The sequence below is a fragment of the Bariatricus sp. HCP28S3_F11 genome (assembly GCF_052065395.1).
In the GTDB taxonomy this organism is placed as follows: Bacteria; Bacillota; Clostridia; order Lachnospirales; family Lachnospiraceae; genus Allocoprococcus.
Window position 1 is genome coordinate 1 of record NZ_JBQHUC010000042.1, and the last position, 21,433, is coordinate 21,433.

21 protein-coding genes, 1 pseudogene and 1 CRISPR repeat array are annotated in these 21,433 nt (G+C 41.0%); of the genes and pseudogenes, 18 read left to right on the forward strand and 4 right to left on the reverse strand.

Annotated elements, in window-relative coordinates:
• The first annotated feature begins 126 nt into the window (after positions 1-126).
• On the forward strand, positions 127-993 hold the full coding sequence (locus ACTNBR_RS14505; protein ID WP_441018902.1) for a TraX family protein: 867 nt from the start codon (positions 127-129) through the stop codon (positions 991-993).
• A 78-nt stretch (positions 994-1,071) separates the two neighbouring features.
• Here the strand turns inward: ACTNBR_RS14505 and ACTNBR_RS14510 are convergent, their stop codons facing one another.
• Together ACTNBR_RS14510 and ACTNBR_RS14515 are read right to left on the reverse strand one after the other, a co-directional pair.
• The gene (locus ACTNBR_RS14510) at positions 1,072-2,508 is read right to left on the reverse strand and encodes a MobA/MobL family protein (protein ID WP_441018924.1); all 1,437 of its coding nucleotides are present in this window, start codon (positions 2,506-2,508) and stop codon (positions 1,072-1,074) included.
• A gap of 247 nt (positions 2,509-2,755) precedes the next feature.
• Positions 2,756-2,971, reverse strand: a complete 216-nt coding sequence (locus tag ACTNBR_RS14515; RefSeq protein WP_117768996.1) for a helix-turn-helix domain-containing protein — start codon at positions 2,969-2,971, stop codon at positions 2,756-2,758.
• Between the two features lie 180 nt (positions 2,972-3,151).
• On the opposite strand from ACTNBR_RS14515, the gene ACTNBR_RS14520 reads away from it, so the two are divergent.
• From ACTNBR_RS14520 to ACTNBR_RS14550, 7 genes and pseudogenes are all read left to right on the forward strand, one after another.
• A complete protein-coding gene (locus tag ACTNBR_RS14520; protein WP_441018904.1) occupies positions 3,152-3,838 on the forward strand; it encodes a helix-turn-helix domain-containing protein in 687 nt (228 codons plus the stop codon).
• Between the two features lie 87 nt (positions 3,839-3,925).
• Entirely contained in the window at positions 3,926-5,224 is a 1,299-nt protein-coding gene (locus ACTNBR_RS14525; protein WP_441018906.1) for a tyrosine-type recombinase/integrase, read from the forward strand.
• A 430-nt stretch (positions 5,225-5,654) separates the two neighbouring features.
• The gene (locus ACTNBR_RS14530) at positions 5,655-5,891 is read left to right on the forward strand and encodes a DUF3791 domain-containing protein (protein ID WP_427806818.1); all 237 of its coding nucleotides are present in this window, start codon (positions 5,655-5,657) and stop codon (positions 5,889-5,891) included.
• The gene (locus ACTNBR_RS14535) at positions 5,888-6,358 is read left to right on the forward strand and encodes a DUF3990 domain-containing protein (RefSeq protein WP_427806750.1); all 471 of its coding nucleotides are present in this window, start codon (positions 5,888-5,890) and stop codon (positions 6,356-6,358) included. Before ACTNBR_RS14530 ends, ACTNBR_RS14535 begins: the two co-directional genes overlap by 4 nt.
• The gene (locus ACTNBR_RS14540) at positions 6,355-6,588 is read left to right on the forward strand and encodes a DUF3791 domain-containing protein (RefSeq protein ID WP_441018910.1); all 234 of its coding nucleotides are present in this window, start codon (positions 6,355-6,357) and stop codon (positions 6,586-6,588) included. The genes ACTNBR_RS14535 and ACTNBR_RS14540 overlap by 4 nt, the downstream gene beginning before the upstream one ends.
• Before the next feature lie 345 nt (positions 6,589-6,933).
• Positions 6,934-8,361 (forward strand): family 43 glycosylhydrolase, encoded by a 1,428-nt coding sequence (locus ACTNBR_RS14545; protein WP_441018912.1) that lies wholly within the window; start codon positions 6,934-6,936, stop codon positions 8,359-8,361.
• Between the two features lie 28 nt (positions 8,362-8,389).
• Positions 8,390-8,511, forward strand: a pseudogene (locus ACTNBR_RS14550) (glycoside hydrolase family 32 protein); the annotation flags it as partial.
• 17 nt (positions 8,512-8,528) lie between these two features.
• On the opposite strand, the gene ACTNBR_RS14555 reads toward ACTNBR_RS14550, so the two are convergent.
• Positions 8,529-8,792 (reverse strand): hypothetical protein, encoded by a 264-nt coding sequence (locus ACTNBR_RS14555; protein ID WP_291816983.1) that lies wholly within the window; start codon positions 8,790-8,792, stop codon positions 8,529-8,531.
• Positions 8,792-8,935, reverse strand: coding sequence for a hypothetical protein (locus ACTNBR_RS14560; protein WP_291816985.1), 144 nt, complete (start codon positions 8,933-8,935; stop codon positions 8,792-8,794). Before ACTNBR_RS14560 ends, ACTNBR_RS14555 begins: the two co-directional genes overlap by 1 nt.
• 182 nt (positions 8,936-9,117) lie before the next feature.
• Between ACTNBR_RS14560 and cas3 the strand changes: the two genes are divergently transcribed.
• From cas3 to ACTNBR_RS14610, 10 genes are all read left to right on the forward strand, one after another.
• On the forward strand, positions 9,118-11,376 hold the full coding sequence (gene cas3 / locus ACTNBR_RS14565) for a CRISPR-associated helicase Cas3' (RefSeq protein WP_441018914.1): 2,259 nt from the start codon (positions 9,118-9,120) through the stop codon (positions 11,374-11,376).
• A gap of 187 nt (positions 11,377-11,563) precedes the next feature.
• Entirely contained in the window at positions 11,564-12,208 is a 645-nt protein-coding gene (cas5c, locus tag ACTNBR_RS14570; RefSeq protein WP_427818969.1) for a type I-C CRISPR-associated protein Cas5c, read from the forward strand.
• On the forward strand, positions 12,202-14,007 hold the full coding sequence (locus ACTNBR_RS14575; protein ID WP_441018916.1) for a type I-C CRISPR-associated protein Cas8c/Csd1: 1,806 nt from the start codon (positions 12,202-12,204) through the stop codon (positions 14,005-14,007). The genes cas5c and ACTNBR_RS14575 overlap by 7 nt, the downstream gene beginning before the upstream one ends.
• 13 nt (positions 14,008-14,020) lie before the next feature.
• Positions 14,021-15,016 (forward strand): type I-C CRISPR-associated protein Cas7/Csd2, encoded by a 996-nt coding sequence (cas7c, locus tag ACTNBR_RS14580; protein WP_427818971.1) that lies wholly within the window; start codon positions 14,021-14,023, stop codon positions 15,014-15,016.
• Positions 15,009-15,674, forward strand: coding sequence for a CRISPR-associated protein Cas4 (gene cas4, locus ACTNBR_RS14585; protein ID WP_427818972.1), 666 nt, complete (start codon positions 15,009-15,011; stop codon positions 15,672-15,674). The genes cas7c and cas4 overlap by 8 nt, the downstream gene beginning before the upstream one ends.
• Positions 15,671-16,693, forward strand: a complete 1,023-nt coding sequence (gene cas1c / locus ACTNBR_RS14590; RefSeq protein ID WP_441018918.1) for a type I-C CRISPR-associated endonuclease Cas1c — start codon at positions 15,671-15,673, stop codon at positions 16,691-16,693. The genes cas4 and cas1c overlap by 4 nt, the downstream gene beginning before the upstream one ends.
• Positions 16,694-16,696: 3 nt before the next feature.
• Positions 16,697-16,987, forward strand: a complete 291-nt coding sequence (gene cas2, locus ACTNBR_RS14595) for a CRISPR-associated endonuclease Cas2 (RefSeq protein ID WP_235232993.1) — start codon at positions 16,697-16,699, stop codon at positions 16,985-16,987.
• A 176-nt stretch (positions 16,988-17,163) separates the two neighbouring features.
• Positions 17,164-18,843: a CRISPR direct-repeat array (repeat unit 32 nt; unit sequence GAAGCCCCTCTCGCAGGGGCGTGAATTGAAAT).
• A 35-nt stretch (positions 18,844-18,878) separates the two neighbouring features.
• Complete coding sequence (locus ACTNBR_RS14600) at positions 18,879-19,415, forward strand: minor capsid protein (protein ID WP_441018920.1); 537 nt, start codon at positions 18,879-18,881, stop codon at positions 19,413-19,415.
• Between the two features lie 18 nt (positions 19,416-19,433).
• Positions 19,434-20,006 (forward strand): hypothetical protein, encoded by a 573-nt coding sequence (locus tag ACTNBR_RS14605; protein WP_441018922.1) that lies wholly within the window; start codon positions 19,434-19,436, stop codon positions 20,004-20,006.
• Between the two features lie 67 nt (positions 20,007-20,073).
• Entirely contained in the window at positions 20,074-20,247 is a 174-nt protein-coding gene (locus tag ACTNBR_RS14610; RefSeq protein ID WP_427818977.1) for a hypothetical protein, read from the forward strand.
• Positions 20,248-21,433 lie beyond the last annotated feature (1,186 nt).

Below are 21,433 nucleotides of genomic sequence, written 5' to 3' on the forward strand. Positions count from 1 at the left end.
CTACGTTGGTACGGCACATAAGCAGGGATACAATGCTTACGAAGCAATCAAAAATGCGATCTCAGGCCACCCTGATTTCATCTTTGAATAAGGGTGGTTCTGAATAGTTACGAAAAAGGAAGTATTATGAAATTACAAAACAATGGCATAAGTACAACTTGTTTAAAATGGATAGCACTCATATGTATGGTATTTGACCATGTTGCTGAATTTATACCATATATGCCGATATGGTTTCGATGGATAGGTAGAATTTCGGCTCCTATTTTTGTTTTTTGTATGGTAGAAGGAATTAAATATACAAAAAACAGAAAAAAATATCTCATTCGGTTATATACAGCCAGTGTGATTATGGCTGTGATTCAGACCTTTACAGGGGTAAGTAATAACTATTTTTTACCATTATTCTGTACAGCATTTTTTTTGAAAATTATCATTGAAAAAACAAATATTAAACGAAGAATTATACTATATATTACATGGCAAATTCTAAGTTTTTTGATTATATTATCAATGTGTTATTTTTACGATGAGAACCTGATTACAATGAAGTTAATACCAGCATTGTTGGGTTCATATATGTTTAGTGAAAGCGGACTTTTTGCATTAATAGAAGGATTATTATTTTATTATGCATATAATAATAAAAAAAGAATTACGATTTTGTATTCAGTGTTTTGTGGAATATTTGCATTGTTTAGTTTGAAAGCATACATTCCAATAGCACTAAGTTATATTCAAAATATTCCTATAATCGGAGATGTAATTAGTGAATTCATTGAACTAGCATTAATGGGATATTTTGAAGCTTTTGCTCCTATTTATAATGGTGGCTCACCATTATTGGATAACTATCAGTGGATGCAAATTTTTGCATTACCAGTTTTGCTCTATTATAATGGGGAAAAAGGAATGGGTATGAAAAAATTCTTTTATATTTTCTATATTTTACATATTTGTATTTTATGGGGAATTAGTACATACATTTTTTAAGTTCAGGTTGTAAGGAAACGGATAAGATGTTATGTAAGACACCGCCAGCGGTCACACGCTGGGCGGTGTTTTTCATGCCTATCGGCTATCTCTGTCAATGGATTTCTTACGCTGTCTTTGCGGTGGTTTTTGTTTGTTGCGTTCCTGTATCTCACGCAGATGTTTTAGCACGCTCTGCTTTTCGGGCGGTTTGTGTTGTTCTTTAGAGGTGGCTGTCGGCTTCCTGCTGACTTGGTATTCCCACTCGGCAAGGTCATGGTTGTACTGTTCTACAACGCTTTCCATTTCTCGGAAAGTACGCATAAAAACTTGCACATCAGGATAACCGTCCGCTTTGAGTGTATCGGGGATTTTATCCAGCCTGTCGGCAATCTCCGTTTCGGTTTCTTTGATTTTTACCTCCAACGCTTTTCGTTCTTTACCTTTGAAAAGCCCCTTTGTATCGGCAAGCTGCTGTTTCAACTGTGGCAGAACTTTATCTCGCAAGTTTTTGATTTTTACCGCCTTATCCTGTACCTTTATCATCAGGTTTCGCATATGGCGGAACTCTGCCATATCAATATCAAGCGTAGGCTTGGGCGGCATATCTTTTTCCCGAATAAGTTTTTGCAGAAAATCTTTTGCCTTTGCTACAATCCCACGGAACAGATTAGGCAGCCAGCCTTTGCTTTTGATAGATTGGCTTGCTTTTTCGTGTATCTCGGTCTGTTTGACCTCTAAAATCTTTGCTTCGGAAATACCCGATATGAGTGCCATATCCGCCGTTCTGTTCCATTCCTGCCTTGCGATGTTGTCCGCTTCAATCTCGTCGGCTTTGGGATTGTTCTTGCCGATTTTCTTGGTGGGAAGATAAACGCTGTTCTTATCAAATACCTTTAACCGCTGTTCGGGATCGGAGATATGCCGATTGATAAGGTCGGTGTAAATCTCTTTTACCTCCCGAAGAAAAGGCTCGCTTTTGAATTTATCATCTTTCACGGTAAAGAGGTGGCTTTCGTAAACCTCACCCTTTTTAATGACGGTGCAGCCTTTTCGTATCTGTCCGTCCTCCCCTGTAATTTCTTTTTTAGTGCGTACCCTTTTGCCTGTTTCATCATAGAAAACGCTGCGTGTGGCTATCTTGATGTCAGGCTCAGGAAACAGTTTTCTTTCGCTGAAGATAAGATGGATATGATAATTGGTCTTGCGTTTGTTATGGTGGAGGGCTGACACGCACTCCACACCATACCGCCTGTGGAACTCCTCCGTAAAATCTTCAAGGACTTCCTGCGGCTCGTATCTCGTATAAATTTCGGGCAAGGCGATAATCAATTCCCTTGCTTCGATACATTTCCCCTCTGTACCGCTTCGCTTAAATTCCTGCTGGCTTTCCCTTGCGAGATTACTCCAAAATTCATTGTTGGCGGTGCGGTAGGTGGCATAAAGGTTTTCCTGCCTTGCGTGGCTTGTGATATAGGATATTCTTCCCTTGACATTGGGTAGCTTCGACATCTGTATAAAACTGTGTCTTGCCATATACTCCTTCCTCCCGTGACGGGCATACTCTTTTTGCAACCGAGAAATCGGTTGCCGCTGTTTCGGCGGCGTAAGCAGACGGACAGCGAAGAAAACAGCGGGCTGTTTTCTTCTGTATCATAGCGGCGGTGCTTTGTCCGAAGCTGTGATACAGTGCCCCCTGCAAGGGCGAAATACCCAGAGTACAAATCGAAGATTTGTGCGAGGGGTGTATTTCGCTCTCAAACGCCGAGGGCTTGGAGAATGTTTATTCTACTTTGCGGACATCGTTTTCATTGAGCAGATTTCTTCCCTGATTGACGCTCATAAATCGCTCTAAAGTATCCCTGCGGATAATCGCTTTTCTGCCGACCTTGAGGACAGGCAACTTGCCCCACTCTACCAACTTACGCATTGTATTTCTTCCGATACCCGTACATTCTGCGGCTTCTTCTATGGTTAAACCCATTTTGATATTGCTCATTTTATCAACCTCCTTTCAAAATACGCATTTTGCAACTATGTATCTGTAATTATACTTATTCTGCTATCTCTTGTCAACTCAATTTACAACTTATTAAGAAATATTTTTGCATATTATTAAATTTATAGTTGCAAAATAGGCTTTGCTGTGTTATACTATCAGCAATAGGAGGTGAAAACCTTGAAAAAAGAAATTACATTCACCGCAAAACAGGTCGGTGAACGAGTGAAAGAACGCCGAACAGAATTAAACTTAACAATGCCCGAACTTGGTAAGCGTGTCGGGGTAAACAAATCTACCATTCAAAGATATGAAGCGGACGGAGTAGACCCGAAGCGTACAATGATTATCAACGGACTGGCAGAAGCACTCCTGACCACTCCCGAATGGCTGACAGGATTTTCTGAAGATAAGGAATATGACAGCCGCACTTTATGTGCAAAGGACATGGAGGAACATATCAAAAAATATCTTGATACGGTTTCTTCTGTGGTAAAGGGAGAACCACATCAACAACTGCTCACCACATTTCTCGGAAAAATGATTGACCTCTATACGGTTATGACTTATCACTTTGCAGACGCTATGGATGAGGTTGACCGTGTAGCAGAGGACGAGGGCTTAAAGCAGTCTTTACGCCGCTATGCGATTGAGTCAGGGGCGATTATGGAAAGAGTTTACCGTAAAGAAATGGAACTTCCTATCGAGGATATGAAGCAGTTTTTAGATGGGATTTTACATATCTACGATGAGGGACGCACCGCTGTAAAGATGGGCGACCTGTTCGGGATAGTGACAGCAGCCGAAGAAAGGGTTGCTGAAAAAGAAAAATTCCGTGGCTCTTTGACAAGTGAAAACGATGACTGACACTCATCGGCATAAGTAACCTTATTACTTTACGCACACCATATGTCACAGTCCCGATTGCCACGGATAGAAAGGGGAAATTTATCTATGGCAAAAGGTTCTGTAAGAAAAAAAGGTAAAAAGTGGTACGCACGCTTCTACATCGAAGATGAAAGCGGCAGAAAAGTACAGAAAGAGTTTGTGGGAACAGAAAGCAAGTCCGAAACAGAAGCCCTGCTCAGAAAGGCAATCGCTGACTATGAGGAAAAGAAATTCGTTGCGAAGTCTGAAAACATCACGGTCGGTATGCTGCTTGATCTGTGGGTGGAGGAAGAACTGAAACCCGGCAATCTCAGCAATGGTACGGTAATGTCCTATCAAGGAACGGTCAACCGTATCAAACAGCACCCGATAGGAAACCGAAAGCTGAAAACCGTAACCGCCGACCATTTACAGGCGTATATAGATTTTCTCAGCTTTGGAGGTACAAATCCTGACGGTACAACCGCAAAGGCACTCAGCAAAGGGTATCTCCGATTGTTTTCGGCTGTTTTGCAAGGGGCGTTCCGTTTTGCAGTATTCCCGAAAAGGCTGATAACCTTTAACCCGATGCAGTATGTGGTATGGCGAGGAAAGAAAGAAGAATACGAACTGTTCTCGGACGAGGATGGAGAAACAACTTCCACACCAACACTCAACTACGAACAGTATCAGAGGTTAGAGGATTTTCTAAGAAAGAAAAATAATCCTGCACTTCTGCCTATACAGATAGCCTATTATACAGGCTTGCGTATTGGAGAGGTCTGTGGACTGACTTGGCAGGACATCAACCTTGAAGAACAATATCTGACAGTACGCCGCAGTATGCGTTACAACGGGGCAAGGCACAAAACAGAAATAGGGGCAACAAAGCGTAAAAAAATCCGCACCGTAGACTTTTGCGATACGCTTGCCGCTATCCTAAAAACTGCGAAAGCAGAACAACACAAAAACCGTTTCCGATACGGGGAACTGTACAGCCTTAATTACTATTTGGAGGTCAAAGAAAAAGACCGCACCTATTATGAGGTTTACAGTCTGCCGAGGTCGGAGGAAGTCCCTGAGGGGTACAAGGAATTATCCTTTGTCTGCCTTAGATCTGACGGGGCATTTGAAGCACCGAGTACGGTGGGGATTATGTGCAGGACAGCGAGAAAAAAGGTGGAGGGATTGGAGGATTTCCACTTCCATATGCTCAGACACACTTATACAAGCAATCTGCTTTCAAACGGTGCAGCACCTAAAGATGTGCAGGAACTTCTCGGACACGCTGATGTAAGTACCACAATGAACATTTACGCTCACGCTACAAGGGAAGCGAAGCGTACTTCCGCAAGGTTGCTGGATAAGGTAATCGGCGGAGAATAAAAATTTCCCTTGTTTCGGCTCATAAGGGCAAAAACAAGGGAAATTACATAAGGTTTGAACATTTAACAGGCGGTATGCCTTGAAAATACAGGGTTTATAGAGGACTGAATAGATAAATTCAAATTTATGATACATTGATTAAAGTGGAGAAAGAGTTGGCAACAACAATTAGCTCAGTTGATATTTGGAAATTAAATGGTGAAAATTTTGAAATTGTGACAAAAATGCGTGAATTGAAAGATTCTATAGAAGAGATAAAAACGCAATGCAAATAAGAAGGGGATATAGAGGTGGTAATGAAGTGAAACATAATATTCTTGATTCAATATTATCAAATACAGTTTTAGGTAAGGAAGAAAAGGAAAAGTCAATTAACGTTGCTCTTTCTGAAATTGCAACAAATATTAAGTAAAGGGAGGTAGAATTTGTGATGCAGGATGGAAAAATAAAAAATTCCAGTGAGTTGGAGTTTGTCGTGTTTTGCATTGAAAATGTGGCGGCAAAACTGGGTGTAGATGCAGAGTATGTCTATCAGGCATTTACTGAAAAGAGCGACATTCTGAACGGATATATCGTGCCGGAATATGAAGTGCTGCATACTCAGAGCCGGGAATATATCGTAGACGACCTTCTTGATGTGATGAAAGAAAGGGGTGTGAAAGTATGATTCTCTATCATGGTTCTTTTTTAGAGATTGCAAAGCCGGATTTGGTTCATTCCCGCCCTAATGTTGACTTCGGACGTGGCTTCTATGTCACGCCACTGCATGAGCAGGCTGAAAAGTGGTGCGGAAAGTTCAAACGTCGTGGAAAAGATGGTGTTATTTCTCGATATGAGTATGATGAAAGTCGGAAAGTTGAACTGAAAATATTGAAATTCGATTCGTATTCCGAGGAATGGCTGGATTTTATTCTGAACTGCCGTAGCGGAAAAGATTCGACAAATTATGACCTTGTTGTGGGCGGTGTTGCCAATGATAAGGTATTCAATACGGTGGAACTGTTTTTTGACGGATTGATTGATAAGATGGAAGCCATCAACCGTCTGCGATATGAAAAGCCGAACCTGCAAATTTGTTTTCGCACAGAGAAGGCATTGTCTTTGCTGCATTTTGAAGGGAGTGAAATATTATGACAGCTAATCCGATTTTACTTCAGAAAAAATACAGCCGTGTCATTGAGTGTTTTGCTAAACAGCAGGGACTTTCACTGGATGCGGCATTGGATTTTTTTTACCATTCCGAGGTCTATCAGCTGATTCGTGACGGTGTATCGGATATGCACTGCATGAGCGATGCATATCTGGCAGAGGAACTGGAACAGGAATATGCTGAGAAAAAGCAGTTGGAAAAAGGGGGATTTTGACATACAGTGGTAAATTGATTATTCCGGCCCCTTTGGGTTCTTCCGCAACTGCCCGTTTTCTACTTCCAATGAAATTATTTCTGTGATAAAATATTGATATCAAGTAAAGGCTAAGATCGTAAAAGACGGAATCACAGATGACGCATGGAGTGCATACCTTGATAAAATGGATGCTATGGGACTTTCCGAACTGCTGGAACTGAAGCAGAAAGGTTTCGATATGTTCTATGAACTGACCAATTATTAATGGGGTGTCACGGTACTTGATGAAGTAATGTGCGAGGGCTGCCGTATTGGCGGCCCTTTTGCAAATGAATGATTTGAAAAAAGACGGGAGGAAGAGCAATGGATCTGTTTTACTCACCGGAGTATGCAAAAACAGGAGATGTCATCCCATATTACAATGAAGAAACAAAACGGTTTGAAGGTTATTATTTAAAGAACTGGAATCCGGATGCGCCGAAGGATATGGTCGTGTACGGATGGCATCATATTGTTTCGGAGGACAACCGGAATTTTATAGAAACGCCCACCAACATTCACGGAGGGACAGGTTCCATTCTGAAAGTGAACGGACTGTATCACATGTTTTACTGCACGTTTGATCAGGAACCGCAGGCCCAGTGGGCAAGACATGCGACCAGCACCGATCTGGTACACTGGACAGATATACCGGAAGAGAAATTTACAGCTGACGGAGAAATCTACAGGATGTCGGACTGGAGAGATCCATTTGTATTCTGGAATGAGGAAGAGCAGAAATGGTGGATGCTGCTTGCTGCACGGGAAAATGGTGCAACTGAGAGAAATGGCTGTGTAGCGCTCTGTGTCTCAGATGACCTGGCTCACTGGGAATACAGAAGACCGCTTTACGCACCGCGAACCCATCAGGGAGCTTATGAGTGTCCGGACTTCTTTAAGATGGGAGACTGGTATTATCTGGTTTATTCCAGTTATACGGACGGATTCAGTACCTATTATCGTATGAGTCGGTCCCCAAAAGGACCATGGCTCAAACCCAGAGTGGATACCTTTGACGGAAGAGCTTTTTATGCGGCTAAGACAGGGACGGATGGAAAGGATCGTTTTATTTATGGATGGAATCCGACCCGGGGAGAGAACGGATGGGGCTTTGATCCGGGGAACGATTTTGGAAAGGACTATCAGACCTGGAACTGGGGCGGTTCCATTGTAGTACACAAGATCCTGCAGCATGAGGACGGGACGCTGGGGGTATGCCCGGTGGACAGTGTAGCCAATGCGTTTGTCAGGTCGGAAGAAATACATGCAGAAGGGCTGACAGGAACATGGACGAAAGATCATAACAGCCTCAGCTGCTGCTCGGAATACGGTTATTCGGCTGCGCTTGCGCAGAAAATCCCGGAACAGTGCTGTATCCATGCAACTTTGAAATATACAGGAGAACCGTCCCGGTTTGGCCTTGCTTTGCAGGTGGACGAGAAATTTGACTTCGGATATTATCTGATGTTTGAGCCGGATTTCAACAGAATTCAGTTCCGTTCCGGACTTAGAATGTATGAACAGGGAGGACAGATGTTCCCGTATGCGGTAGAGATGGAGCGTCCGCTTACTCTGGAGACGGACAAAGAATACGAACTTGCACTCTATATACAGGATACGATCGCTGTACTCTATGTAAACAACGATGTGGCTTTTGGTTTCAGAATGTATAATTATCAGGGACGCAGTCTCGGGTTCTTTGTCTCTGAGGGAAATCTGGAAGTAAAAGATGCAGTGATTATGACGGAATGATAGACAGGAGGAAAAAATGAACAGTTAGACTTTACGTGAAGCCCGCAAATATGAGGAGGCTTCTGAAAAATGATATCGAAAGAGGAGAGACCGGATTTTCACCTGCCTGTGCGTACCGGATGGATGAATGATCCCAATGGCTTTTCTTATCTGCAGCATTGGCGCTGTTATTCTCTTTTATCAGAATCAACGCAATCCGATAACTCTTCAGGGGATCCTTTCAGATGAGCTACTGTCAGTCGATTTTTAAGTGTTGTACTGATCTTTTCCTGAAATTGTGGTCCGATCAGTTCCGCAATCAGAGTAAGCCGATCCATTTCCAGAAATCTTGGTCTGTGGTACAGATCATCCAGAGTGGCTGCCATTGTAGAAAGTTTGAGCTCGTTCAATTCATCTACAAGCTCATTTATGAGTGCAGTTCCGGTAAGCATCAGTCGTCCACCTCATCTCGCATCTGGTCCGCAATGGCTTTACTGCGGGATAAAAGAGTATCAATGCTGGATGCTTCCGGTGTCATTACATATCCGCTACGCGTAGGCTCTTCCTTTGATGGAGTCGAATGACGGGACTTCATGAATTTGTTGCACCTTTATAATTTACGCCTGCTCAAATGAATGTTATAATCTGTACATATAAGCATTCCTTTGTGTGTGCGGATTAATGGATTTGGTGATTTCATTCTATAACACATCGGTGAATGCCTATAGCTTATTTAAACTATTCACTTTCACGTATTAATGAAAAGGAAAAGTAAAGATGAATGATAACAATACACAGTATTATGCGAAATCAAAGCGCGAAGATGGGAGCCAGGAGTTGCTTAGAGATCATCTGGCAAAAGTCGGTGAGATGGCTGGAGTCTTTGGGGAGCAGATTGGAAGTAGAAAAACAGCTGAATTATGTGGAAAATTGCATGATTTTGGAAAATATAGTGTAAGTTTTAAAGGTGTTTTGGAGAGAAAATTTACCCACATTGATCATGCACTTTGTGGAGCTGCATTTCTGTATTGCCTGGTTGGAAATAGAAAATCTTCGTTTTGTTACCGGGCAGCTATAGAAGCAATAAATGGACATCACGACGGTCTTATTGGATATGATGATCTGAAAGCATTTTTGGAAAAGAGTCTTCGATCTGGTGATCCTGTGGAGTGCAATAATCGAAAGACTGCGGCATTATCAGGCCAAAAACAATATCTAGAAGCGTCAAATGCTTTTATAAAAGATTTTCCTCAAGTTCCATCAGAAGTTCGGGCAATAGAAAAAGTGCAAAAGATGGAGGAAATCGATGAATCTGTAGATGCGATGTTATATACACGCATGTTATTTTCTTGTCTGGTCGATGCAGATTATACCATTTCATCAGAAAAAAAATTACAAGAGCCATTGGAATTCAAAGCGGATCAATGTTTGAAGGCATTATATGAATATAGGAAAGAATTGAAAAAGAATGCAAAAGGCTCTTCGGCCGTGAATGAGCTTCGTGACTTATTATTTGTAAGGTGTGGGGAGGCTGCAAGATTAAAAGAAGGTTTATTTACACTTACAGCACCTACAGGAACGGGAAAGACACTGGCATTATTGCATTTTGCGTTGCAACATGCAGACGAATTTAAGAAGAAGCGTATTATACTTGTACTGCCGTTTCTTGCATTGACAGAACAAAGCTACGAGGTGTATTCGAAAATAATTCCGGAGATTTTACAGGATCATAGCCAAAGTGAGTTGGATGACAGGCAGCGGGAGTTTGCGGAACGCTGGGAGTCCCCATTTATTATAACTACCTCGGTTAATTTTTTTCAGGCGTTATTTGCACAAAAGCCAACAGACTGCAGGAAACTACATAATATTGCAAACAGTATCATTTTGTTTGATGAGGCGCAAAGCTTACCGGCAAATTTGTTGGCTGCAACTTTGAATGCTGTAAATGCATTGTGCAGCCGATACCACTGTACGATGGTCTTTTCTACTGCTACGCAGCCGGAATTTAAATCTATACAGGGAGTATCCTGGAAACCAATTGAGATTGTACCGGAATATCCGATGATGTATAAAAAATTAACAAGAACGCAAGTGGAATGGAGAATGAAAAAACAGATTCCATTGGAAAAAATAGCGTGGGAAATGGAAGAGGTAGAAAACGTTTGCGCAATCGTGAATCTTCGCAGACACGCAGTGAAATTGTTTGAATTCTTAAAAAATGACCATTGCGATCGAGAAGAAATATTTTTCTTAACAACGGATCTATGTCCGAAACATCGAAGTGAAGTTATAAGAAAAATAAAAGAAAGGCAAAAGGCAGGGTTGCCATGTAAGGTAATATCGACACAGTGTATTGAGGCTGGTGTGGATCTGGATTTTCATGTTTTGTACAGAGCACTGGCACCGCTGGAAGCAATTATTCAGGCAGCAGGAAGATGCAATCGAAGTGGAAGGTTTGAAATTGGAAAAGTGGTGGTTTTTGAACCGGAAGTGGAAGGCAGCTTGTATCCTCCGGATAAATGGTATCAGAATGCGGCAGTTGTTGTGAAGGAAATTCTCTCCAGAGAAAATATTGATATCAATAATCCGGAATGTATATCTAATTATTATGAGATACTTTTTCGGGAATATGCGAAAGATAAAGAGGCATTGACAAAAGCGATTGAGGATAGAGATTATAAAGAAACCGCCAGGGAGTACAGGCTGATTGACAACCAGGGCAAAAAAGTGATTGTTCCTTTTGGTGAAAAAATGCAGTTGTATAAAGATGTGAGAAAAGAGCTTTTAGGCGGTAATTTAGCGCCGAAACTTGTAAAAAAATCAGCAGAAATTACCGTTAATACTTTTGAGAAGGATGTAGAGAAGTATTGTGAACAGGCGTATTATTTTGACCAAAAGAAGAAACAGAAGATGGAGTCAGGGTATTATGTCCTGCGTACACAGTATGAGTATATGTACCGGGAAGATATGGGACTGCAGTTTGAAGAGGAGGGAGAAAACGAAAAATGTGAAGAAAATGGTTTGATTTTGGGTTGACAAAGAATGACTAAATTATACATAATTAACATAACAGCAAGAATAAGTGCTTGTTATTATGGATACTTGTTTTATGCTTGCATTTATGATTTGCTGAGAATTGAAATATGTTAATTATTTATGTTTGCGTATGGGGCTGATAAATCAGCCCCATACTGTCCAATAAGAGGAGAAGGAAGTGATAGAAATGGAGTTATCAATAGAGGTATGGGGGGATTTTGCTTGTTTTACACCGCCTTATTCGAAAGTGGAACGACTTACATATCCCTTTCCCACGCCATCGGCGTGCCGGGGGATTCTATCAGCTATTTATAGTAAACCTGTGGAATTTTACTGGCAGATCAATCGGATAGAGATTTTGAATCCGATTCAATATATGTGTTTTAAACGAAATGAGGTGAAAACCAGAGTTAGTAATAAAGTAATATATAGCGATGAAGAAAGGACACAGAGGCAGACAGTTGCATTGAAAGATGTAAGATATCGAATAACAGCATCTATCTGTCCGAGACCTGCATTTGAAGGAAGAGAACAGCAGCTTTACGATCAGGCTTACAGAAGGATAAGAAATGGAAAATGTTACTACCAGCCATCGTTAGGTTTGAGAGAATTCGTAGCTTATTTTGAGGAAAGTGACGGAAGCAGAGAGGCGGTTGACATCAATATGGACGGGGGATTAATGGTTTATGACATTTTTAATCTTCATGATTATGAGGTGCGAAAAAAAGTGAAATCGCAGCTGTCATTGTATCATGCTGTTGTGGAACATGGAGTTATAAAAGTCCCGGCGTATGACAGCCCAGAAGTGCTGAAGGGGGGAAGAAAATGCTGAAGGCATTTTATGATTATGCAATACGAAATGATCTGGTTTTGCCGCCTGGATATTGTAACAAAACAATACAAGCATATGTTTCATTAAGCAGGGAAGGACAATTTCTTGGAATCATATTAGGAGATGATATGCCCGTTTTATGCCCGGATATTGGAAGTCTGGCGAATGGAAAGGAAAAGTGCAATCCCATTGTAGAAAAAAGATCCGTAATTTTTAAAGATGCTTCCGATTTAGAAGACAAGGCAAAGATAAAAAGAGATTTTTACTACCAGGTTTTAGAAGATGGGAGCGATCGTTTCCCGGAATTTGAGACATGTGTGAAAGTGGCAGAAGACGAGAAAACGCTTCTGGCAATTTCGGAAGCATTGAACGAAAATAAAATTAAGGGATCAGATCGAATTTCTTTTATCGTTGATGGGAAGAACATTGTAAAGGCAGAGGGCTTGAGGGACTGGTGGAATATTTATCGAAAGAAATTTATTTATGCAGAGAAAAAAGAAAAAACCTTATGTCTGATTACCGGAGAAGATACGGTTCCTATGGAAACAGTTCCTCCGGTTACCGGGCTTGCAGTAGTTGGTGGACATGCCCGTGGAGATGCCCTGATCTGCTTCGACAAAAGTGCTTTTTGTTCCTATGACCAGAAGAAAAGTGTGAATGCACCGGTATCAGAAACAGCTTTTTTCGCGGTTAAAGCTGCGTTGGATCATTTATTGAAAAAGGCTCCTGTATTGGCAAATATGAAGTTTGTACATTGGTATGAACAAGATGTTGCAGCAGAAAATGATCCTGTTCTGAGTGCAGATTTTCTTGGAATAAATATGTTGGTGGATGATGAGGAAGATGTGGAAGTATCAGCGGAAGAGAAAAAAAGCAAAGCCAGAAGCGCTGAAAATCAAGCTTCCAAATTGATTAAAAGTGTAAAAACAGGAGAAAAAATCCCACATTTGCCCAGCCAATATACGATAGTTTTGTTATCTGGTGTTAATGGGCGTGTTATGGTCCGTCAGTATGAACATGGTTCATACGAAGAACTTCAAAGGAATATTGACCTTTGGAATGAACAATTGGAACTGAAAGATTTAAATGGAATACAAAACGAAAAAAGCAAAAAACTGAATGCAAGATTATTATGTTTGCTGAAAAAACATAATTCTGACAGCAAAATATGGGATAGAGTAAATAAAGAATTATCGGGAATTACACAGGCGATCATTCGTGCTATTATACATGGAACTTCGCTGCCGGATGCAGTTGCGCTTCGTTCACTGGCGTATATTCGTTCGCAAATGCTGGAAAACGATGAGAATCAGACCAATATGAAAATACCAGATGCGACAGCATGTCAGTGGTTGAAGGTCTGGCTTATGAGAAAAGGAAAGGAGAATGAAATCATGTCAGAATATGATCCTAAACACAAAAGTTCTGCCTATCATTGCGGTGCGGCCATGGCGGTGCATGCAGCAATACAGAATGTGGCAATGAAAAATGTCAATGCTACAATCGTACAGCGATATTATTCAAGTGCAAGTCAGATGCCTGCGTTGGTATTAGGGCAGATATCCAGATTATCAGCCTATCATCTTGAAAAAATAGAAAATGAATGGCTGAGAAAACAGTATGAAGAGGCATTGGACGGAGCGTACTGTGCAATTGGAAATGAAATTCCAGCAACTCTGACATTGGAACAACAGGCTTATTTTGCTTTGGGATACAGACAGATGTGTACGAAACTACAGAAGGATAAAAATGAAAGAATAGAAAAAATTAAAAATAATATAGAGAATCAAAACATATAAGGGGGAATTTATTATGGCAATTAAAAATCGTTATGAATTTATTTATTATGTGGCATGTACGGATGCCAATCCTAATGGCGATCCAGATATGGGAAACACTCCAAGAGTGGATCCTCAGACCATGCAGGGATATATTTCGGATGTATCAACGAAAAGACTAATTAGAAATTATGTAACTATGTCCAGAGCAGGAGAACCTGGAATGGAGATTATTGTTCAGCAGTCAACAAATATAAACCGCCACATTGCCAGAGCTAAAAGAGAAGCTGGAGTTGAAGATTGTGCAAAAGCGAAAGAAGCGATTTATGCAGGACGTCAGAAAGCATGCGATTTGTTTTATGATGTACGTACATTTGGTGCAGTAATGAGCACTGGTCCAAATGCGGGGCAAGTGAGAGGACCTGTTCAAATCACATTTGGAAAAAGTCTGGATCCGGTTTTGCCATTAGACATTTCCATAACTCGTATGGCAGTAACGGACGGGGAAAAAGAGTTGAAAATGGAAGATTATCAGCGTATGGAAAATGAGAAACCGGAAGATAAACTTCGAACTATGGGACGTAAACAGTTCATTCCATTTGGTTTATATGAAATAAGAGGATTTATCAGCGCCAATCTGGCGGCGGAAACTGGATTTGATGAGAAGGATTTAAATCTTTTGTTTGAGGCAATCCTTAATATGTATGAGCATAATCGTTCTGCAAGTAAAGGAGAGATGGAAGTGGTTTCACCGCTGATTATTTTCAAACATGTTGGGACAGATTCTGATTTGGAGCAGAGAGTTCGTCAGGCAAAATTGGGATGCGCTCCAGCACACAAATTGTTTGAGCTAGTAGAAGTAAAGAAAAAAGAGAGTGTAGTATATCCAAGAAGTTATCGTGATTATGATGCGGTTATTCATTTGAGGCATGTACCAAATGGCGTTGAGGTTGGTTTTAAAGAAGATGCATTTAAAGATATTGTATGGAACCAACTCCCTAAAGATGAGGAATGGTTTAAAAATGAATGATAAAGAGTATATTCCATTAAGCTGGCTTTCTCAGATGTGTTATTGTCCCAGGCGGGCGGCTCTTCTTTTAAATGAACGGGTATGGGTGGAAAATGTGGAAACTGCGAAAGGACGTGCGGAGCATGAACGTGTTCATACTCAGAGAATTGAGAAAAGAGGAGAATTTCTTAAACTCTATGAATATGAAGTGGTTTCCGAAGAACTGGGAGTGAATGGAAAATGCGATTGTATTGAAGCAACCAAATCTGAAGGTGGATGTATAATTCCGGCTGTAAATTTTAAAGTAGCTCTGTTTCCAATAGAATATAAACATGGAAAAGTTCGGGAAGATGAATTAGAGTATAAAATTCAGCTGTGTGCAGAGGCGATGTGCCTGGAAGAAATGTATCAGACGAAGATTCCAGAAGGGGAAATATTTTTTATATCTTCACATAAACGTTTTCGGGTTGAGTTTACGGAAGAACTGCGGACAATGGTTCGTGATACAGCTATAGAGTTAAGAAAAATCCGAGAATCATTTATCATTCCGGCAGCACAGTATAGCTCCAAGTGCAAAAAATGTTCTATGTTTGAATATTGTATGCCGAAAGTGAAAAAATCAGCTTCTGAATATTGCAAAGAATTGAAAAAGGAAGCAGAAGCGGGGGGATGTGCATGAAAAAGCTTTTGAATACGATCTACATTCTGACACCTGGCAGTTATATACATGTGCGCAATCAGAATATAGTTGTGGAAATGGACGGAGAAGAAAAAGTTTCTGTTCCAGCTCATAATATTGAAGCAATTGTATGCTTCGGGCAAAATACAGTTTCAACTCCATTGATTGGATTTTGTGGAGAAGAAGGGATTTCACTTGTATTTTTATCCGAAAATGGAAAATTTCTTGGAAGAATATGCGGACCTGCGAGTGGAAATGTTTTATTGCGAAAAAAACAGTATGACAGTTTAAATGATATTGAATTTTCTGCTCGGACAGTAAGAAACATTCTTTATGGAAAAATTCGTAATGCAAAAACGGTTCTTATGAGAAGTGCAAGAAATAAAGAGTCAGATGAAAAAAAAAGTGCTTTGGTAGTGGCAGCAGATAAACTTAGTGATATTGCAAGAAAATTACAAAATGTCAATGATATTGATTCCATGCGAGGGTTGGAAGGTGCAGCGGCTACGATTTATTTCGCTCAATTTGATAATTTGTTGGATTCAAAAGAATTTGTTTTTGATGTCCGAAGCAGAAGGCCACCAAAAAATGAAGTAAATGCAACGTTATCTTTTGTTTATATGTTGTTGACCCGCGAAACGCAATCTGCCTTAGAAACAGTAGGACTTGATCCGGCAGCGGGGTATTTACATGTTTTGCGGCCGGGGCGTCCGTCTTTTGCTCTGGATTTGGTTGAAGAATTGCGGGCACCACTGTGTGATCGGTTTGTTCTGTCACTTTTTCATAAGGGACAGTTGCAAACTAGAGATTTTGAAACGGATTCGGAAGCAGTATATTTAAATGACAAGGGAAGAAGGAAGGTTTTAAATGCCTGGCAAAAAAGGAAAAAGGAAACAATCAGACATCCTTTCCTAGGCGAAAATGTTGAAATTGGAATGCTTCCATATGCTCAGGCGATGTTATTTGCCAGAGTACTGCGTGGCGATTTGGATGAATATCCGCCGTATTCCTGGAGGTAAATCATGTTAGTAGTGATAACATATGATGTAAATACGATGGATGCTGCAGGGGAAAAGAGACTTCGAAGAGTAGCAAAATTATGTGAAAGATATGGTGTTCGAGTGCAAAACTCAGTATTTGAAGTCTTAGTAGATGCAGCACAGCTTACGACATTAAAGCATGAATTAAGCAAGGAAATAAACAAGAATTTGGATTCCATCCGGTTTTATAGGCTGGGAAATTCTTATCAGAACAAAATTGATTCTATGGGAAAAAAGTTAAAAGTGGAGGCCGGGGAACCTTTGTTGTTATAAAACCTTGCGCATATATTTCCCATACATAAAAACTTAGGAGATCGGCGCAATGAAAATTGCACAAATATAAGGTCTATACTGATTAAACTTGGGAATTGAAAGAATTGATTTTGCGAAAATGTAATTAATGAATAAAAAACAGCAAAAGACGGATAGAAAAATTGGTGTTTTTTGCTGAAGCCCCTCTCGCAGGGGCGTGAATTGAAATTCGCAGATGTTTTTGCAATTCTTGGAATCAAAGCGAAGCCCCTCTCGCAGGGGCGTGAATTGAAATATTGAATAAAAATAATTTTGACATCTTGGATTATGAAGCCCCTCTCGCAGGGGCGTGAATTGAAATAGTTAGTCGCTTGTATTGATTGGAATATATTTAATGAAGCCCCTCTCGCAGGGGCGTGAATTGAAATTTAAAGAAACAGATTCGCAGACATACAGCAATGTGAAGCCCCTCTCGCAGGGGCGTGAATTGAAATTCTATATCCAGGATTTAAGAGATATTCTCTTGTTCGAAGCCCCTCTCGCAGGGGCGTGAATTGAAATCTGAAAGCGTCTGCGTTTGATGTTGCGGCTATTCCGAAGCCCCTCTCGCAGGGGCGTGAATTGAAATATGGCTTTTGTTTCAATCTCTTCCCATTTTCCGGAAGCCCCTCTCGCAGGGGCGTGAATTGAAATTGCATCTCTGATATAAGCACAGCAATAAGGATAACGAAGCCCCTCTCGCAGGGGCGTGAATTGAAATAGATTCGGTGGAAATTTGTTGCTATAAGTAGGTGGAAGCCCCTCTCGCAGGGGCGTGAATTGAAATTGGTTTCTACTGTAGGAACAATTACCAGCGGAATAGAAGCCCCTCTCGCAGGGGCGTGAATTGAAATAAGTAACGTCAGGGGAAGGAGTCGTCGTGCGTAAGGAAGCCCCTCTCGCAGGGGCGTGAATTGAAATCTATGTAATAGGGTTTTTCATCGTTTTGCAACCGAAGCCCCTCTCGCAGGGGCGTGAATTGAAATTGGAAGCAGACATCCGGAAAAGAGGATTTACCCGAAGCCCCTCTCGCAGGGGCGTGAATTGAAATATTATCACACCTCACAAACTGCAATCCAATTATAGAAGCCCCTCTCGCAGGGGCGTGAATTGAAATTTTTTTTACTTTTTCAAGTATATCGATCAAATTAGAAGCCCCTCTCGCAGGGGCGTGAATTGAAATTACCGGGAAAATGCGTATCGAAAGCGGAGTCATGGAATCCCCTCTCGCAGGGGCGTGAATTGAAATGCACATTACATTATATAAAAGAGAGCCGTTTCCGAAGCCCCTCTCGCAGGGGCGTGAATTGAAATAGGGAACACCAATCACGATTAACACAGAAGATGGGAAGCCCCTCTCGCAGGGGCGTGAATTGAAATCAGTAAATCGAAGATTTTATCATCTTCGTAAAAAGAAGCCCCTCTCGCAGGGGCGTGAATTGAAATAAGTCTTTTTTGATGAATTGGGGGCGATTTTATGAAGCCCCTCTCGCAGGGGCGTGAATTGAAATAAGGCGATTTCTGGTGCTACTGGTTCAGAGTTTGGAAGCCCCTCTCGCAGGGGCGTGAATTGAAATTTGGCTACAAGAAAAGGTATCCGGGCTTTGCTTCGAAGCCCCTCTCGCAGGGGCGTGAATTGAAATTTGCCCCGAAGAAGGAAGGAGAATTTAGGCAAGGAATCCCCTCTCGCAGGGGCGTGAATTGAAATATTGCTTATAGTTTTTCAATATTTGCTATCCCTGAATCCCCTCTCGCAGGGGCGTGAATTGAAATAGATTATGTAACAAGCCTTACTTCTTTCATGGCGAAGCCCCTCTCGCAGGGGCGTGAATTGAAATTCTACAATCTTACAATGAAGGTAAACCGGTTGGAAATGTTGAAAGCAAATATCGGACTTGAATTGGTGGATGGGTTTGACGGTTTACAAAAATATTTTGATCAGATTCTGACTGAGAGATCCCTGCAGGAATTCGAACGCATGGCTGGAATCCTTGGAGAAACGGTGAGGAATAATGCGAAATACGCTCATGCTATTGTGAATGCATCGTTCGCAAATGCAACTTATTCAGATCGTATCTGGATGTATCAGGACATGCTAAAATCTGAGCTATCAAAACTCTTGATGGAAGGAATGATCCAGGGGAAGAATCCACGGCAGCTCGCTGTGCATCTTCGGAAGAGATTCGGAGTATCTGAGTACAATGCAGAGAGACTTATGCGGACGGAGCTCGCCAGAGTGCAGATAGAAGCTCAGAAGCAGTCTTTTGAGAAGAATGAGTTTGAAGATTATCAATTCATTTGCAATGGAACTGCCTGCGGAATATGCAAGGAGCTGAACGGAAAGCATTTTAAGATTAAAGACATGCAGATTGCCGTGAATGCGCCGCCGATGCATCCGAATTGTCGATGATGTAGTATAGCCGCTTGGATGGATAGTGAGGAATACGAAGAATGGCTGGATTATTTGGATAATGGCGGAACCACAGAAGAGTGGAACCGGTCAAGGACTTTTTCAGAAAAAGAAGGGAGTAAACGAAAATACAAGTATAAAAATGCTGTTGTCAATACATCTGCAATTAGTTCTGCAGGATATAGAAGAAAATTTACTGATATCACTGGAGAGAATAAAATCAGCAGATCACTGTGGGAAAATGCTCTTGATATGTTAGAGCATCGTTCTGGAACGGTGTATGAGGATCTGGCGTTTGTGGATAGTGAGACGGGGAATGCGAAGATTAATAAAAATTATGACAAAGAGAATACAGCTTCTCCAAGTGATAGTATGAAGAAAATGCTGAAAGAGGCAAAGCAGTATACTGTTATTGCTATACACAATCATCCTGGAAGCGCGTACCGAGTTTTCCCGATATCATGGCGTGCAAAGACAGGAAATATAAATACGGACTGGTTGTTTGTCATGATGGTACGGTTTATAAATATTCTGTTGACAATGAAAGGTTTAATGCGCCAATGGCGGTTTCAGCGCTTGACCTGTTGTTAAAAGATGGGTATACTAAAAACGTAAAGAAACAGTTAGATGATGCAGGAATCAGTTTGGAGGTGTTTTGATGGATAGAGAAAAAGAATATCAAAGAATTTGCGAAAAGCTTGGGTTTATTCCGTCAGAATACAAGTATGATGGACCTAGTTCGGAAGATGACACATGGATCAACCCTTTTTCGGTATTAACAGTCGAGGAAAACAAATTTTTATATGAAAACGGATATTTAAACAAACAGTAGATACCACCAGTCAGTAATTGACCGGTGGTATTTTTATACCCATTTTAAGGAGGAGCTATGAAGATAGTAAATATACTCGGAACTAATTACAATATTAAATTTGTGGATGAATTTCCGGATTATCTAAATGTAGCCGGAGAGAATTGAATATTCTTGTGGCTCGAAATCACGAATCCGGAAATTTGGAAATCGGAGTTCCGTTACTCGGAAATCGTCTTTTTTGTGCTTGATTACGTGTCCATTTCTATGGGGATATTTGTCAAGGCCTTGCCGCATCTGCGGTGCGTAGCAGCCTTTACTAATATTCTCATAGAAATTATGATTCGGTATGCACAAAATTAAATCCAAAAAGTGATTTCCATATCACCGGACAGCTGATGGAAACTCATCCGGAATATTCAAGAATGCCGGTGGTCTTTGCAATAGGCACGACAGAGATATTTGGATTAAAAGACGCAATGACAAAGACATAACAGCTGTCTGGTGGGACCGATGCGATAAAGACGTCCTCAGACATGAAATCATCCATGCGTATCAGTCTGAGAGCGGACTGTCCGCAAATGTTTCACTCTGCTAGAAGCCTGTAAGTGTGTACGATAATGCGGAGTTGAAGCCCCTCTCGTAGGGGCATGAATAGAAATAGGACACAGTTTACCAATATGAAATAAGACCATTTTTCATAAGGGACAATCCTTTTGTCCATTGTCCATTTGTCTGCACATTGGTCCATGGGATGATAAAAAATCCATCAATCAACCGCTGTATTTTGTGGTTATAACAACTGAATTTACAATCTGTGCTATAGTGGAAATAGTAAAATTTTATATGCAAGGAGAGTCAAAAAAATGTGTGGAATGAAAAATATCAATAAAGCAGAGGTATTTACACTTAAAGAATAGATTACACCAGGAAGGATAGGGCGTGAGCTGTACGTTGGTACAGAATGAGCACGTAAGTGTGATGCTGTTTTGTTCGATAAAGGAGCTTCTTGTATAATACAAATATAGGGAATTCCGAGAAAGAAGGTTGAGAAAAAAACTCAGTGTAAAATAAGATTACTGATTTTGAGAGTTTAGTGCAGTTTGCGCCCTCTGGCGGTCGCAAATGCGTTTTTCAACGGCCGCTATGCGGAGCAGAACGGCCGCTCGTATTTAGTTGATTGTTGATAAGTTATCGTATGTTTATC